The organism is Enterococcus crotali, assembly GCF_000633635.1.
GTDB classification, from domain to species: Bacteria; Bacillota; Bacilli; order Lactobacillales; family Enterococcaceae; genus Enterococcus_L; species Enterococcus_L crotali.
In genome coordinates this window covers 238,862-252,299 of sequence record NZ_AYPQ01000002.1, presented here as the reverse complement: position 1 = coordinate 252,299, position 13,438 = coordinate 238,862, and the positions used below count along the sequence as shown (strand labels likewise).

The 13,438-nt window shown below is 36.0% G+C and carries 13 protein-coding genes; 9 read left to right on the top strand and 4 right to left on the bottom strand.

Features of this window, described 5'->3' with window-relative positions; all coding sequences use genetic code 11:
* Positions 1-152: 152 nt before the first annotated feature.
* On the bottom strand, positions 153-1,442 hold the full coding sequence (locus V192_RS0105920) for a hypothetical protein (RefSeq protein ID WP_025869920.1): 1,290 nt from the start codon (positions 1,440-1,442) through the stop codon (positions 153-155).
* 229 nt (positions 1,443-1,671) lie between these two features.
* Here V192_RS0105920 and V192_RS21985 point away from each other — a divergent pair, with 229 nt between their 5' ends.
* On the top strand, positions 1,672-2,061 hold the full coding sequence (locus V192_RS21985; protein WP_025869918.1) for a hypothetical protein: 390 nt from the start codon (positions 1,672-1,674) through the stop codon (positions 2,059-2,061).
* Between the two features lie 189 nt (positions 2,062-2,250).
* Here the strand turns inward: V192_RS21985 and guaA are convergent, their stop codons facing one another.
* From guaA to V192_RS0105900, 3 genes are all read right to left on the bottom strand, one after another.
* Positions 2,251-3,807, bottom strand: a complete 1,557-nt coding sequence (gene guaA / locus V192_RS0105910; RefSeq protein WP_025869914.1) for a glutamine-hydrolyzing GMP synthase — start codon at positions 3,805-3,807, stop codon at positions 2,251-2,253.
* A gap of 210 nt (positions 3,808-4,017) precedes the next feature.
* On the bottom strand, positions 4,018-4,941 hold the full coding sequence (gene coaA, locus V192_RS0105905; RefSeq protein ID WP_025869911.1) for a type I pantothenate kinase: 924 nt from the start codon (positions 4,939-4,941) through the stop codon (positions 4,018-4,020).
* A gap of 106 nt (positions 4,942-5,047) precedes the next feature.
* Positions 5,048-6,133 carry a hypothetical protein gene (locus tag V192_RS0105900; RefSeq protein ID WP_025869908.1) on the bottom strand — a complete coding sequence of 362 codons (1,086 nt, stop codon included), beginning with the start codon at positions 6,131-6,133 and terminating at the stop codon, positions 5,048-5,050.
* Between the two features lie 237 nt (positions 6,134-6,370).
* On the opposite strand from V192_RS0105900, the gene V192_RS0105895 reads away from it, so the two are divergent.
* From V192_RS0105895 to V192_RS0105860, 8 genes are all read left to right on the top strand, one after another.
* On the top strand, positions 6,371-6,961 hold the full coding sequence (locus V192_RS0105895) for a GDSL-type esterase/lipase family protein (protein ID WP_025869906.1): 591 nt from the start codon (positions 6,371-6,373) through the stop codon (positions 6,959-6,961).
* Positions 6,962-6,971: 10 nt separating this feature from the next.
* Positions 6,972-7,574 carry a class I SAM-dependent methyltransferase gene (locus tag V192_RS0105890; protein ID WP_025869904.1) on the top strand — a complete coding sequence of 201 codons (603 nt, stop codon included), beginning with the start codon at positions 6,972-6,974 and terminating at the stop codon, positions 7,572-7,574.
* Between the two features lie 137 nt (positions 7,575-7,711).
* A complete protein-coding gene (locus V192_RS0105885) occupies positions 7,712-8,671 on the top strand; it encodes a LacI family DNA-binding transcriptional regulator (protein WP_029948143.1) in 960 nt (319 codons plus the stop codon).
* Positions 8,672-8,750: 79 nt separating this feature from the next.
* Positions 8,751-9,632 carry a ribokinase gene (gene rbsK, locus V192_RS0105880; protein WP_025869902.1) on the top strand — a complete coding sequence of 294 codons (882 nt, stop codon included), beginning with the start codon at positions 8,751-8,753 and terminating at the stop codon, positions 9,630-9,632.
* Positions 9,629-10,018 (top strand): D-ribose pyranase, encoded by a 390-nt coding sequence (gene rbsD / locus V192_RS0105875; protein ID WP_025869900.1) that lies wholly within the window; start codon positions 9,629-9,631, stop codon positions 10,016-10,018. Before rbsK ends, rbsD begins: the two co-directional genes overlap by 4 nt.
* 20 nt (positions 10,019-10,038) lie before the next feature.
* Complete coding sequence (locus V192_RS0105870; RefSeq protein WP_025869897.1) at positions 10,039-11,520, top strand: sugar ABC transporter ATP-binding protein; 1,482 nt, start codon at positions 10,039-10,041, stop codon at positions 11,518-11,520.
* A gap of 2 nt (positions 11,521-11,522) precedes the next feature.
* A complete protein-coding gene (locus V192_RS0105865) occupies positions 11,523-12,467 on the top strand; it encodes an ABC transporter permease (protein ID WP_025869895.1) in 945 nt (314 codons plus the stop codon).
* 22 nt (positions 12,468-12,489) lie between these two features.
* Positions 12,490-13,422: a D-ribose ABC transporter substrate-binding protein gene (locus V192_RS0105860; RefSeq protein WP_025869892.1), complete on the top strand. Its 933-nt coding sequence runs from the start codon at positions 12,490-12,492 to the stop codon at positions 13,420-13,422.
* The last annotated feature ends 16 nt before the right edge of the window (positions 13,423-13,438 follow it).

The following is a 13,438-nucleotide window of genomic DNA, read 5'->3' as shown; positions in this document are numbered from 1 at the left end:
TAGGATATATTGTGCTTCCGAATAATAAAAGTCTATCCAAACACTATATATAGTGTTCGGATAGACTTTAGTGAGGGGGTTCTCAGAAATTGAAGCGGTGAACTATATTTTGAAAGCAAGAATAAAAAAATATTCTCTTAGAAGATATTTTACTAAATCTTTTCTTTCTCAAATCTGTATACTATAGTGCCATCTTCTTCGACACTTTTTAACATTCCTTGTTCTAAATCATATTCCTCATTTTTATATACTATTGTCGCACTAAAACTTAAGGGGTAAATTGACTCTTTACTAAATTTTAAACCATAAATTTTTGTACCATATTTTGGAAGTCTTGAACCTGTCAAAAAGCAATCATCTTCAAAAGATGAGTTAAGTAAATAGAACATACTTTTAATATTTGATTGTTGCATATCAAAGAATCTGAAGAATTTATTTCCCTCTATTTCAACATCTGAAACGGACATATCTGAAAATTTAGTAGCGCTTGAAAAAACACTGTCTTTAATTTTTATTGAGCGTAAATTTAAGTAGCCTAGCGAAGTAAAATTATTAAATGTACATTTATTTATTATGATATCACTATATTCATTATTCCCATTTCTTGAGTTAAATTCTACAGAACCGTAGAAAATACAATTATCAAAGTACAAGTGTAAATTATTATGTATTTTGAAAGTGTTATCCCCTTTAAATATACAATTTTTAAATAAAGAACTTCCTCTAAAAATAAAATTTGAGATTATTTCTTTAAACGAAGAATTAGTTGAATCAAAGGTGACGTTTTCAAATGTTGCCTTGCTTAAAGTATATAGATTACGTTCATTTAATGTTTCTAAATATAAATATTCATCCTTAAATTTGCCTATATGAAGGTCATTGTATTCACAGAAATCTATTATATGAGTAGTGGAGTAGAGGTATCTCAACAAATATCTTGCATCAGCACGAACACATTTTTTCTTATCTTTAAGAAGAGAGTGGAGATAATCTGATAAGACTATGACTAAATCATCAGCTAAAAGCATACCTGAATTTTCTGTATTTATTCTTGGCTCCAGTATTTGTTTATCTATAGCTTCCTCGATATCTCTAATGTCTGATAAACATTGTCTTTCAGAATTATTTGAATCTAAATTTGCTATTGATCTATCTAAATTTCGTTTTATAAATAGTAATTCTTCTTTTTCTTTTAAAATTTTATTGTTGTGTTCATTTGAAACTTGTTCCATTCGCACCATTAAAATATTCAATAGAGTAGGAACTAAAACTAAAATTGTTCCAATGCCAGCCCAATATGCCGTTACGTACTCTAGTCCAAATTTATCCATGAAAAAAAAGTTTGGAATTACTTTATTTTGATTGTAATCAAAAATAACTCCAGCCAAAAGACCAATAATTGCTATTAAAAAAATTGTATTTACGACTTTATATTTTCTCATAAAAATCCTCCTGTTTCTTAATTATACTACATTTTTACGAAAATAAATCGTATTAAAAATAAGCTGCTAAGCAAGTTCAGTTAGGAATGATTGAGAAAGACTACAAATGTTTTATCATTTGTTTAAAGAGTATTTTCCACGTAACTGTAATTTGAATGGAAGTATAAAGAATAACTTGAAAAAATGTAAATCAATCATATGGTATATATTATAAGAGGGGGATGATAGAATGCTTGATTATACTGCTTATCTACAAAAAAATGATTCAATGTCTTTCGAAGAAGCATTGGAAATTTACAACTCTATTTTTAATGTACTGGAATGCAAAGATGAATATTTACATGAGCTATGGAAAGAAGTCATAGATTCAGCTATAGTGTATTCTAATATGAGAACTAACTGGAATTATTTTTCTAGGGAAGAGAAACAGGAAAAGGATAAATTAAGAACTAGCTGTCACAATACCTTCATGATCAATTTAAAGACTTTTTATAAGTTGTCTGAGCAATTAGAACTAGATACTAGTTGGATAGAAAAACTTGGCTCGTCAGAAGATAGAAAACGCTGGGGAGATTTTGCAGGGTATATCTTATGTTTAGAAAATATTAGAGCTAGATAAAGAAAACAATTTGAGGATGCTATAAAAAGTAGGCTCATAAAAAATAAACCCCTGTCAAGCGTTATCCTGACAGGGGTTTTTGGTAGGGAAAATGGTAGGGAACCATATCATTTTTAATGAAAATCAAGCATTTCATAAGTTGAAAAACGTTGATTTATCGGCATTCCCCATTCTTATTACGTTGGCTCTTTATTCCCACTCCACAGTAGCAGGTGGCTTACTCGTAATATCATAAACAATCCGATTCACATGATCCACTTCATTCACGATCCGCACAGAAATCTTCTGCAACACATCCCAAGGAATTCTAGCAAAATCAGCTGTCATCCCATCAATCGAAGTCACTGCACGAATGCCCACAGTATAATCATACGTACGGCCATCACCCATTACACCCACACTACGGATGCCAGGTAACACAGTAAAGTACTGCCAAATATCACGATCTAAACCAGCATTAGCGATCTCTTCACGTAAAATCGCATCAGAGTTACGCACGATTTCTAATTTATCTTCAGTAATTTCACCAAGAACACGAATCCCTAAACCAGGACCAGGGAACGGTTGGCGCCAAACAAGAGCTTCCGGCATACCTAATTCGATCCCTAAAGCACGAACTTCATCTTTAAATAGAGTATTTAACGGTTCGATCAATTCAAATTGCATATCTTCCGGCAATCCGCCCACGTTATGGTGAGATTTGATTGTTTGCGCTGTTTCAGTGCCGCTTTCTACGATATCTGTATAAAGAGTTCCTTGTGCTAGGAAGTCGATACCATCAAGTTTTGTCGCTTCGTCATCGAAAACATAAACAAATTCGTTTCCAATGATTTTACGCTTTTCTTCTGGATCAGAAACGCCAGCTAATTTATCTAAGAAACGTTTTTTCGCATCAACTTTAATGATGTTTAAGCCAAATTTCCCACCTAAACTATCCATTACTTGTTCTGCTTCACCTTTACGCAATAAACCATGATCCACGAAGATACATGTTAATTGATCGCCGATCGCTTTTTGTAAAAGCACACCAACAACGCTTGAATCCACGCCGCCTGAAAGGCCAAGAAGGACTTTTTTATCGCCGACTTGTTCGCGGATCTTGTTGATTTCCATTTCGATGAAGTTACCCATTGTCCAGTCGCCTTCGCAATGACAAATATCAAAGGTAAAGTGACGTAATAGATCGTTCCCATATTCAGAGTGACGAACTTCTGGATGGAATTGCACACCGTACAGGTTACGTTCTGTATTTTGAACAGCTGCAAATGGACAATCTGCGCTAGTTGCCACCGTTTCAAAGCTATCTGGAATAGCAGCGACTAAGTCACCATGACTCATCCAAGCAATTTGTTTTTCAGGTGTTCCTTTAAAAATAGGTGAATCAGGAATCAAAAGTGATAGCTCTGACTTGCCGTATTCACGGTTGCCAGCAGGTTCAACTTTTCCACCTAAATTATGCATCATCAGTTGCATACCGTAACAAATCCCTAGAATTGGAATGCCTAATTCATAAATTTCAGGATCGATACTAAACGCATTTTCATCATAAACACTATTTGGGCCACCAGAGAAAATAATTCCTTTTGGTGCCATTTCGCGAATTTCATCCGCTGTGATTCGGTGGCTCAATAATTCTGAGAACACGCCAAATTCACGAATACGTCGAGTAATCAATTGGTTATATTGACTACCAAAGTCTAAAACAATAATTTTTTCGACAGTTGTCAAATCGGCAACATTGGTCACATTTATTACCCCTATCCATTTAGATTTATCTAATAAAAGGTCAAAAAGAATTTTTTGACCTTTTTAGAATCAAGTTAAGTGATACTTTGTGATCTAGCTTCACGAACTAGTGCTTCGGAAAAAAGATGAAAAAGGCTAGTGACAAAAAGCGCCACAATCAGTTTCCCCTATTTTTCTGTCAGCACTGAACGAGTTCGTTCAGCCTTTCTTTTAATACTTACGCATAAATATCTCATCAATAATATGATTTTCAGTCTTATGAAGTATAATATCCGCTCTACCTCGAGTTGGCAAGATATATTCCTCTAAGTTTTTCAAATTCACAGTTTTCCAAACTTCTTTAGCCATTGCAAAGGCATCTTCACGATTGCCAATCGCATATTGATAATAGTAATTATCTGGATCAAGAAAGGCCGTATCAAGTAAGGCGCCAAATCGTTCAAGATACCATTTTTCAATCAGCTTCGGTTCCGCATCTACAAAGACGGAAAAGTCAAAGAAGTCGCTGACGTAAATTTGCTGATTTGCTGGCAATTGCAGTGTGTTGATTCCTTCAACGATCAGGATATCTGGTTGTTGGATCACTTCATATTCGCCTTCGATAATATCATATACACTATGAGAATAAAGTGGTGCTTTGATTTCTTCTTGGCTATTTTTGACTTGGTTTAAAAAGTCGATCAACTTTTCCATGTCGTAGCTTTCAGGAAATCCTTTACGATCCATGATACCTTTTTCTTCCAACACTTTATTCGGATACAAAAAGCCGTCCGTCGTAATCAGTTGGACATTGCGGCGTTTAAAGGTTCTGGATAAAATCAGCTGCAACAGGCGAGCGGTGGTACTTTTTCCAACAGCCACACTACCAGCGATCCCGATGATAAAAGGCGGAACAGGTACATATTCATGCAAAAACAGCCCTTTGCTAACAGTTAAAGACTCAAATTCTTTCATATATAAGTGAATCAGATGGGTCAGGGGAACGTAAATGTCCTGCACATCCTGCAATGAAATTTGATCATTGAAGCCTTTAATATCTTCTAATTCTTCTTCTGTCAGCGGCGCTTTGCCGTTATGATAGAAGCCCTGCCATTCCTTCCGTGAAATGGGGTAATAATTCATTTTATCGTCCATCGGTTCCTCCACCAAAGCCAACATTTATTTCTGTGCTTATTATAGCATCTTTCATAAAACAACAAAACCCTACTGAGTGGTTAAAGTAGAGTTTTGTTGTGTATTCTTATTTATTCATAATCAAAGCACTTGTATCTTCAAAGTCATAGGCTGACAAGTCTAGTTTTATAGGTGTATTCGTTTTAGGATCATATTTAGTGAGTTGATCATCGAACATAAAATAGTAATAACCAGTATCCTGAGTGAAAAATGGAGGATTTATATGTTTTTCTTGTTCCAATTTTTCATATTCAGGAAAATGAATGAACGATTCAGATTGTTCTTTCAAGCTATAAACGGTCCATGTATAGCTTTTTACATATAGCTCATAGTGGCGAATGATCAGGTTTTCGTTTGGCTCGTCTACATATATTTCCATTGGATAAGGATAAGTCAAAGTGAGATACTCTTTATTTTTTGTTGCTAGATCATATACAAGTACTCGATTTGCTTCTCCTGGTTCACCATTTGCACCCATGTCAGTATTGGCTTCTGTAATATAAAGTTTATTTTGAAAATGAACCATTCTCATGTAGGCACTTGTTTCATCACCTAAATCTGTTTCTTCGATCACTTCAAATTCCTTCGTCATTTTCACTAACATATTTTTACTTGATCCGTCATCAGGGTTAGTATAGCCACATAAGACATAGAGATACTCTCCTAGAGGAATCAATTGATTGGTTAGGATATTTTCTTTTTTGCGGAGTTCCTTTTTCAGCTGAAGTTTCAAGTTCTTATCATACTTACAAAATTCTGTTCGATCACTAAAACAGGCGGTAGTATAAAAAAATTCCCCATCTATATTTGAAGTATAGGCATCATTTCCTTCAGCTTTGACAAGATCAATGGATAAGTCACGACCAATTTTTGCTAAGGAAACGTCAAGTTTGGGATTGTCAGAGGTTTTTGTGTAGTAATGATTATCCATTTCCCAGAAATTGTTGCGCCCAAAATTTAGATTTCCGTCTGCTCGTTTAAGTTGTTCCACTTTTTCTAGTTTATCGTCTTTTTCAAGAAAGGTTGTGATGTTTTTTGAATCAATAATAGCTAGATCGTATTCTTTTGTTTTTAATGCAGTTGTCTTTTGGCATCCGCCAAGCGCAACTAAAAATAATAGTGAGGCGAGGCCTAGTATTCTTCTTTTATTCATACTTCTGTTTTCCTATCTTATTTCGTTTAACTTTATTGTATAATGGAAAAATTACTGTTTCAATATGATTGTGACAATTAGTCAATTTTTAAGGATATTAGTTAAATGTGAATAGTATGATTGGATAGGGTAGAGGTTGTTTTATTTTTACTGCTAAAATAATTCTTTGCCTCGGCAAAACTGTCTTTTCAATGGTATGATAAACAAAGAAAACAAGTTAAGAAAGGAAAATACGTAATGAAAAAAATCGTTTTATTTGGAGATAGCATCACAGCAGGATATGGCGAAGAAGCTATCACACCGATTTTACAAAACCTAATTACAGAAGACCTAGCAGCGCAAAACTATGAAGAAGTCATGATCGCAAATGCTGGAATGCCAGGAGACACCACACAAGATGCTATGAAACGTTTGGAAAAGGAAGTATTAGCAGAACAAGCGGATATCGTAACAATCTTTTTCGGCGCTAATGACACAAACACGGATAACTTAGTTCCTTTAGAGCAATACGCAGAAAATATCGAAACAATGATCACTAAAATCGGGAAAGAAAAAGTTATTCTACTCACACCACCATATGTGGATTGTGCCAGAAAACCAACTCGGGATGATGACCGCATTCGGGAATACGTAGAACGAGTAAAAGTGATCGGAGCAAAATATGAAATTCCTGTCATCGATGTATACAAAGCTATGGTCGTTTACCCCGGCACAGATGAATTTTTACAAGCAGATGGACTACATTTTTCTAAAACGGGTTATGACTTACTCGCTGCCTTGATTGTTCGTGAAATAAAAGGTAGACTGATGACAAAAGAAAATAGTTAGGAAGAAGAAAATGAATAATCATTATTATACAGAAAATCCAGATCTAGCGCATGATTTAGAGCAGTGGTCGTTTGAATTAAGAGGGAAGAAGTTTCAATTTTTAACGGATAGCGGGGTATTTTCCCGTAATACAGTGGACTTTGGGTCCCGTGTGTTGATCGATGCCTTCGAATGGGCAGAATTACCAGAAGGAAAGCTGTTAGATGTTGGTTGCGGTTATGGTCCAATTGGTTTAACCCTAGCAACACTAAGCGATAGAACGGTAGAAATGATCGATGTCAATCAACGTGCGGTGGCTTTAGCGCAAGAAAATGCAAAGAAAAATCACATTGAAAATGTCGATATCCATACCTCAAATATTTATGCCGATGTTCATGAAAAGGAATACGCTGCAATTATTAGCAATCCGCCGATTCGAGCGGGGAAAAAAGTGGTTCACGAAATTTTAAGTGAAGCCCATCCCAGACTTTTAGTTGGTGGAACACTGACTGTAGTGATCCAGAAAAAACAAGGTGCACCAAGTGCCGAGAAAAAAATGGCAGAAGTTTTTGGTAATGTAGAAATCGTAACGAAAGATAAAGGCTATTATATTTTAAAAAGTGTGAAAGAATAATCAATATCTGATGACGAAGTCATTGACTATTAGAAATAGAATCTATAGTCAATGGCTTTGTGTTATTGTCTAGCTATCTTTTTACAAGCGTTTCCTCTAAAATAAAGATACAAGAAAACATGACAGGGGTGCCTTAAATGGTAACAATCAAAGATGTGGCAAAAAAAGCTGGTGTATCTGTGGCCAGTGTTTCTAGATATATTAATAAAAACGGGTATGTAAGAAATGAAACAGGGGAAAAGATTGCTGAAGCAATAGAAGAGTTAAACTATGTTCCAAACGAAGTAGCACGCTCATTGTTTCAAAAAAAATCAAAAATCATTGGTGTTTTACTACCTGATATTGCGAATCCTTATTTTCCTTTATTAGCCAAAGGCATTGAAGAAACGTTGATCAAAAATGGCTATATGATGTTGTTAGCAAACACATCAGATTCAAAAGAACAGCTCCAGCAATATATCACGACGTTCATTCAAAATAATGTGAGTGGCATCATCACAGCGTTGCCAATTGAGCCTTTAACAGATATTTCAGTTGTTGGGATCGATAGAGTGTATGCGGGCGATTTTAACAAGGTACTACCAGATGACTATTTAGGTGGCAAAATAATTGGAGAAGAAATTCTAAAGACGAACTTTAAAAATATCTTGATCATCACTGGGGATTTAGCCTTTCAGAGTGCGAAGAAGCGATTGAAAGGACTAAAAGATGCTTTAAAAGGACAAACAGATCATTACCAAGTATTTGAAACAAGTTCATTTAACGTCAATGAAGTGGATAAAATTTCAGATACTTTTTTTAAAGAGTACGAGAATATTGATACGGTGATCGCCTCGAATGACTATCTAGCATTAAAAATTATGCAAAAAGCGCAACAAAAAGGCTTGTCGATCCCTAAAGACTTACAAATAATGGGCTATGATGGGATTCCTTTTTCAGATATGACCTATCCTAAATTAACAACAATTAAGCAACCTGTTTATGAAATTGGCGAAACGGCCGCAACATTAATGATACAGCTTTTAGCAGGAGAAACAGGGGAAAAACAAGAAAAAATCTTACCGGTCATGTTGCAAAAAGGAGAAAGTTTACGCTGAAAAGGTTTACATTTTCGCTGAATGGTGTTAATGTATGATTATAGGTAACCGGTTACACATTGTGGATGGAGATGAAATAATGAAAAAAGTAGCAGTAATTGGCAGTATATCAACAGATTTTGTTGTAACAACTGAAATGATTCCAAATCAAGGAGAAACGCTGGTAGGAGAAAGTTTTCAGACATTTTTTGGTGGTAAAGGAGCAAATCAAGCCATCGCTTTAAGTCGTTCTGGTTTAGATGTTTCAATGATCGGGGCTGTAGGGAAGGATGCTTTTGGCCAATCGCTGATCGATAATTTAAAAAATAATGGTATTAATACAGAAATGATCCAACTATTTGATACTGTAGACAGTGGTTCTGCACACATTCAGGTAATGGATGGCGACAATCGAATCATTATTATTCCGGGAGCAAACGATCGAATCACGGTTGATGTCGTGAAGCAATATCAACAACAACTCCAACAAATGGAGATGGTCATTTTACAAAACGAAATTCCAATAGAAACGATTGAATATGTTATTGATTTTTGCTCAACTCATCGCATTCAGGTTTTGTACAATCCCGCGCCAGCCAAAAAAATCGCTGAAGAATACATTGAAAAAGTAACTTATTTAACCCCAAATGAGCATGAAGCAGTATTGCTATTTGAAAATAAAGAACGCGCAGAAATCTTGAGAAGATATCCGAATAAGTTAATCATCACATTGGGGGATCAAGGAGCAATATTCTTTGATGGTGAAAAAGAAATACTTGTACCTGCACAAAAAGTGACAGCGGTCATTGATACAACAGGTGCAGGAGATACGTTTAACGGCTATTTTGCAAAGGGAATACTAGAAGGACTAACAATTGAAGAGAGTCTGGAACTTGGGAATGCGGCATCAGCCATTGCGATTCAAACGAAAGGTGCACAAAGTGGTATTCCGATCTATGAGCAGGTGGTGACTAGCTTATGAAAAAGAGAGGTATTTTAAATTCTGAAATTGCTAAAGTTGTAGATGATCTGCGACATACCGATCGAATTATTATCGGTGATTGTGGTCTGCCTGTTCCTGAACAGGTCAAGCAGATCGATATTTCTTTAAAACTGGGAAGTCCCTCATTTTATTCTGTTTTGGAAGTTATCTTGTCAGAAGTAGCCGTAGAAAAGGCTATACTGGCGACAGAAATTAAGGAGAATAATGGCGAATTACACGAGCAGCTCATGGAGCTGCTCCCAGAGGTAGAGTATGTTTCTCATGATGAATTTAAACAACTGAGCAAAGAAGTTAAAGCTGTGATTCGGACTGGAGAAGATACACCGTATGCTAATATTATTTTGCAATCAGCAGTAATTTTTTAGAAAATGAGAGGAGGAATCTCATGGAAGTTAAAATGATAGGAATCAGTAAAAGTTTTGGCACAAATAAAGTATTGGAAGGCGTTGATTTTGAGTTAAGGTCTGGGGAAATCCATGCCTTGATGGGTGAAAATGGAGCTGGAAAATCTACCTTAATGAATATTTTGACAGGTTTACACAGACGTGATGCTGGAGAAATCTATATTGACGGAACCGAACACTATTTCAAAAATGCCAAAGAAGCAGAAACATTTGGCGTTACGTTTATTCACCAAGAAATGAATGCGTTTTCAAATATGACTGTATTAGAAAATATGTATCTTAATCGAGAATTGAAAACAACGCTTGGATTATTGGATAACAAGAAAATGGCAGAAGAAGCCAACAAGATATTCAATGAATTGCACATCTCATTAGACTTGAATGCCCAAGTTGATACGTTATCTGTTGGACAACAACAAATGTTGGAGATTGCCAAATCATTGATGAGCAATGGAAAAGTTCTGATTATGGACGAACCAACAGCGGCATTGTCAGAAACGGAAATTGATAATTTATTTAAAATCATTCGAGGATTGAAAAATAATGGGGTAGCCATTGTGTATATCTCTCATCGAATGGAAGAAATTTTTGCTTTATGTGATCGAATCACCGTTATGCGTGATGGTATATCTGTCAGCACTTATCAAATTTCCGATGTTGATGTAAATCGAATTGTACGAGATATGGTAGGCCGCGATATTGGGGACTTTTATCCGGAAAAAACGAACCCAATCGGTGATGTGAAATTTGAAGTAAAAAACTTAACTTCGGCTGGTCTTTTTGAGAATGTTTCATTTTCAGTTAGAGAAGGAGAGATTCTTGGTTTTTCGGGGTTAATGGGATCAGGAAGAACGGAAATCATGAGAGGGATCTTTGGAATTGATGGATATGACTCAGGAGAAATTCTATTAAATGGAGAGAAAATCACTATTCGCAAACCATCAGAGGCAATCAAAAAGGGTATTGGTTTTTTAACAGAAAACCGCAAAGATGAAGGCTTGATTCTTGATTTTAGCTTGGAAGATAATATCGTACTTCCTTCTGTTGATGAATTTAGTAAACATGGTTTACTGGAACAAAAAACAATGGATGAATTTGTGGAATTATTACTTAAACGTTTAGTGGTTAAGGCGGAAAATAAAGATGTCGCAGCTAGCAGTTTGTCAGGTGGGAATCAGCAAAAAGTAGTTTTAGCTAAATGGATCGGGATTGGTCCTCAAGTGTTGATTTTAGATGAACCAACCAGAGGTGTAGATGTTGGTGCAAAGCGCGAAATTTACTTGTTGATGAATGAATTAGCGCAACGAGGTGTTGCAATTATTATGATCTCGAGTGATCTGCCAGAAGTGATGAGTGTGAGTGATAGAATCATCGTGGTTAAAGAAGGACAATTAGCAGGGGAAGTTTTAAAAGCTGAAGCAACACAAGAAAAAATTATGAACTTAGCTACAGGAGGAATTTGAGCATGGAAAATACAAAAAAGAAAAAAGTCGCCTTAGGATCTTTGGGACCATTACTTGCATTAGTAGCTTTAGTAATTGTTGTAACTGTGTTAAATCCTAGCTTTATCACACCTAATAATTTATTGAACTTATTACGTCAAGTGTCCATCAATGCCTTGATTGCATTTGGGATGAGCTTTGTTATTTTAACTGGTGGGATTGACTTATCCGTAGGCTCGACATTGGCTTTGTCAGGTGCATTGACAGCAGGACTGATTGCTAATGGTCTTTCTCCGGTGTTAGCGATGTTGTTTGGGATGGTTCTGGGCGCCTTTTTAGGAATGATCAATGGACTGTTGATCACTAAAGGGAAAATGGCACCGTTTATTGCAACTTTAGCAACAATGACGATCTATCGCGGTGCAACGTTAGTTTACACCGATGGAAATCCAATTACAGGAATTGGTAAGAGTTTTATCTTCCAATTTATGGGGAAAGGTTATTTGTTTGGCGTACCGTTTCCGATTATTGTTATGTTGGTATTTTTCTTCCTATTATATACGTTACTTCATAAAACTGCGTTTGGTAAAAAGACCTATGCAGTTGGCGGAAATTTAAAGGCTGCGGAAATCGCTGGAGTTAAAACTGATAAAGTTCAAATTATCATTTATACGATTTCAGGATTGATGGCATCGATTTCAGGTATTATCCTTACTTCTCGTTTAAATTCGGCCCAACCGACAGCAGGTCAATCTTATGAAATGGATGCGATTGCTGCAGTTGTGTTAGGTGGTACTAGTTTGTCAGGTGGAAAAGGACGCTTGTTTGGAACGTTGATAGGGGTGCTGATTATTGGGACAATTAATAATGGATTGAATTTGTTAGGCGTGTCCAGTTTCTATCAACAGATTGTCAAAGGGTTAGTAATTATTATCGCAGTTTTATTAGATAGAAAACAAAATAAATAATTTAGTGAAGGAGAAAATGGCTATGAAAAAATTATTCATTTCAATGATGGCAACAGGGTTATTTTTATCAGGATGTGGTGCAGCAACTTTAGGGAATAACGAGTCTAAAGAAGACGCAAAATTTGAAGAGAAAAAAGCTGGAGATCTAAAAGTTGGGGTAAGTCTTTCTACATTGAATAATCCATTTTTCGTTTCAGTTAAAGACGGTGTCACGACATTAGCAAATGAAAATAAAACGAAAACAATTGTTTCTGATGCTCAAAATGATGCTTCAAAACAAAGTAATGATATTGATGATTTGATCCAACAAAACGTCGATGTACTATTGATTAATCCGGTTGATTCTTCAGCGATCCAGCCGGCAGTAGAAGCTGCCAATGAAGCGAACATCCCTGTGATCGCACTAGATAGAAACTCTGATGGGGGCGATATTTTAACCCTAGTTGCATCTGATAATGTAAAAGGTGGAGAAATGGCAGCGAACTTCATCGTGGAAAAAGTTGGTAAAGGAGCAAAAGTTGTTCAGCTTGAAGGGACTCCGGGCGCTTCTGCTACTCGTGAACGTGGAAAGGGATTTGAGAATATTGCTGAAAAAGAGTTGAAAGTGGTTCAAAGCCAATCAGCTGATTTTGACCGTGCTAAAGGGCTGAGTGTTATGGAAAATATGTTACAGTCCAATTCTGATATTACAGCTGTGTTTGCCCAAAATGATGAAATGGCGTTGGGTGCTGTGGAAGCATTGAAAGCTGCTGGTAAAAAGGATGTACTTGTTATTGGATTTGATGGCAATGAAGATGGTGTAAAAGCAGTGAAAGACGGAATAATGGCAGCCACAGTTGCGCAACAACCCGTTGAAATGGGGAAACTGGCTCTACAAGCAGCATATGATCATTTTGAAGGAAAGAAAGTTGAAGGTAAAATCGATTCTCCATTAGAATTGATGCAAGCAAATTAGTAAAAACGGTATAAAT

What these genes read in the sequence shown, in the direction of transcription:
- V192_RS0105920 (WP_025869920.1), bottom strand. Translation starts at nt 1,442, where the DNA reads ATGAGAAAATATAAAGTCGTAAATACAATTTTTTTAATAGCAATTATT.
- V192_RS21985 (WP_025869918.1), top strand. Translation starts at nt 1,672, where the DNA reads ATGCTTGATTATACTGCTTATCTACAAAAAAATGATTCAATGTCTTTC.
- coaA (WP_025869911.1), bottom strand. Translation starts at nt 4,941, where the DNA reads ATGGACGATAAAATGAATTATTACCCCATTTCACGGAAGGAATGGCAG.
- V192_RS0105900 (WP_025869908.1), bottom strand. Translation starts at nt 6,133, where the DNA reads ATGAATAAAAGAAGAATACTAGGCCTCGCCTCACTATTATTTTTAGTT.
- V192_RS0105895 (WP_025869906.1), top strand. Translation starts at nt 6,371, where the DNA reads ATGAAAAAAATCGTTTTATTTGGAGATAGCATCACAGCAGGATATGGC.
- V192_RS0105890 (WP_025869904.1), top strand. Translation starts at nt 6,972, where the DNA reads ATGAATAATCATTATTATACAGAAAATCCAGATCTAGCGCATGATTTA.
- V192_RS0105885 (WP_029948143.1), top strand. Translation starts at nt 7,712, where the DNA reads ATGGTAACAATCAAAGATGTGGCAAAAAAAGCTGGTGTATCTGTGGCC.
- rbsK (WP_025869902.1), top strand. Translation starts at nt 8,751, where the DNA reads ATGAAAAAAGTAGCAGTAATTGGCAGTATATCAACAGATTTTGTTGTA.
- rbsD (WP_025869900.1), top strand. Translation starts at nt 9,629, where the DNA reads ATGAAAAAGAGAGGTATTTTAAATTCTGAAATTGCTAAAGTTGTAGAT.
- V192_RS0105870 (WP_025869897.1), top strand. Translation starts at nt 10,039, where the DNA reads ATGGAAGTTAAAATGATAGGAATCAGTAAAAGTTTTGGCACAAATAAA.
- V192_RS0105865 (WP_025869895.1), top strand. Translation starts at nt 11,523, where the DNA reads ATGGAAAATACAAAAAAGAAAAAAGTCGCCTTAGGATCTTTGGGACCA.
- V192_RS0105860 (WP_025869892.1), top strand. Translation starts at nt 12,490, where the DNA reads ATGAAAAAATTATTCATTTCAATGATGGCAACAGGGTTATTTTTATCA.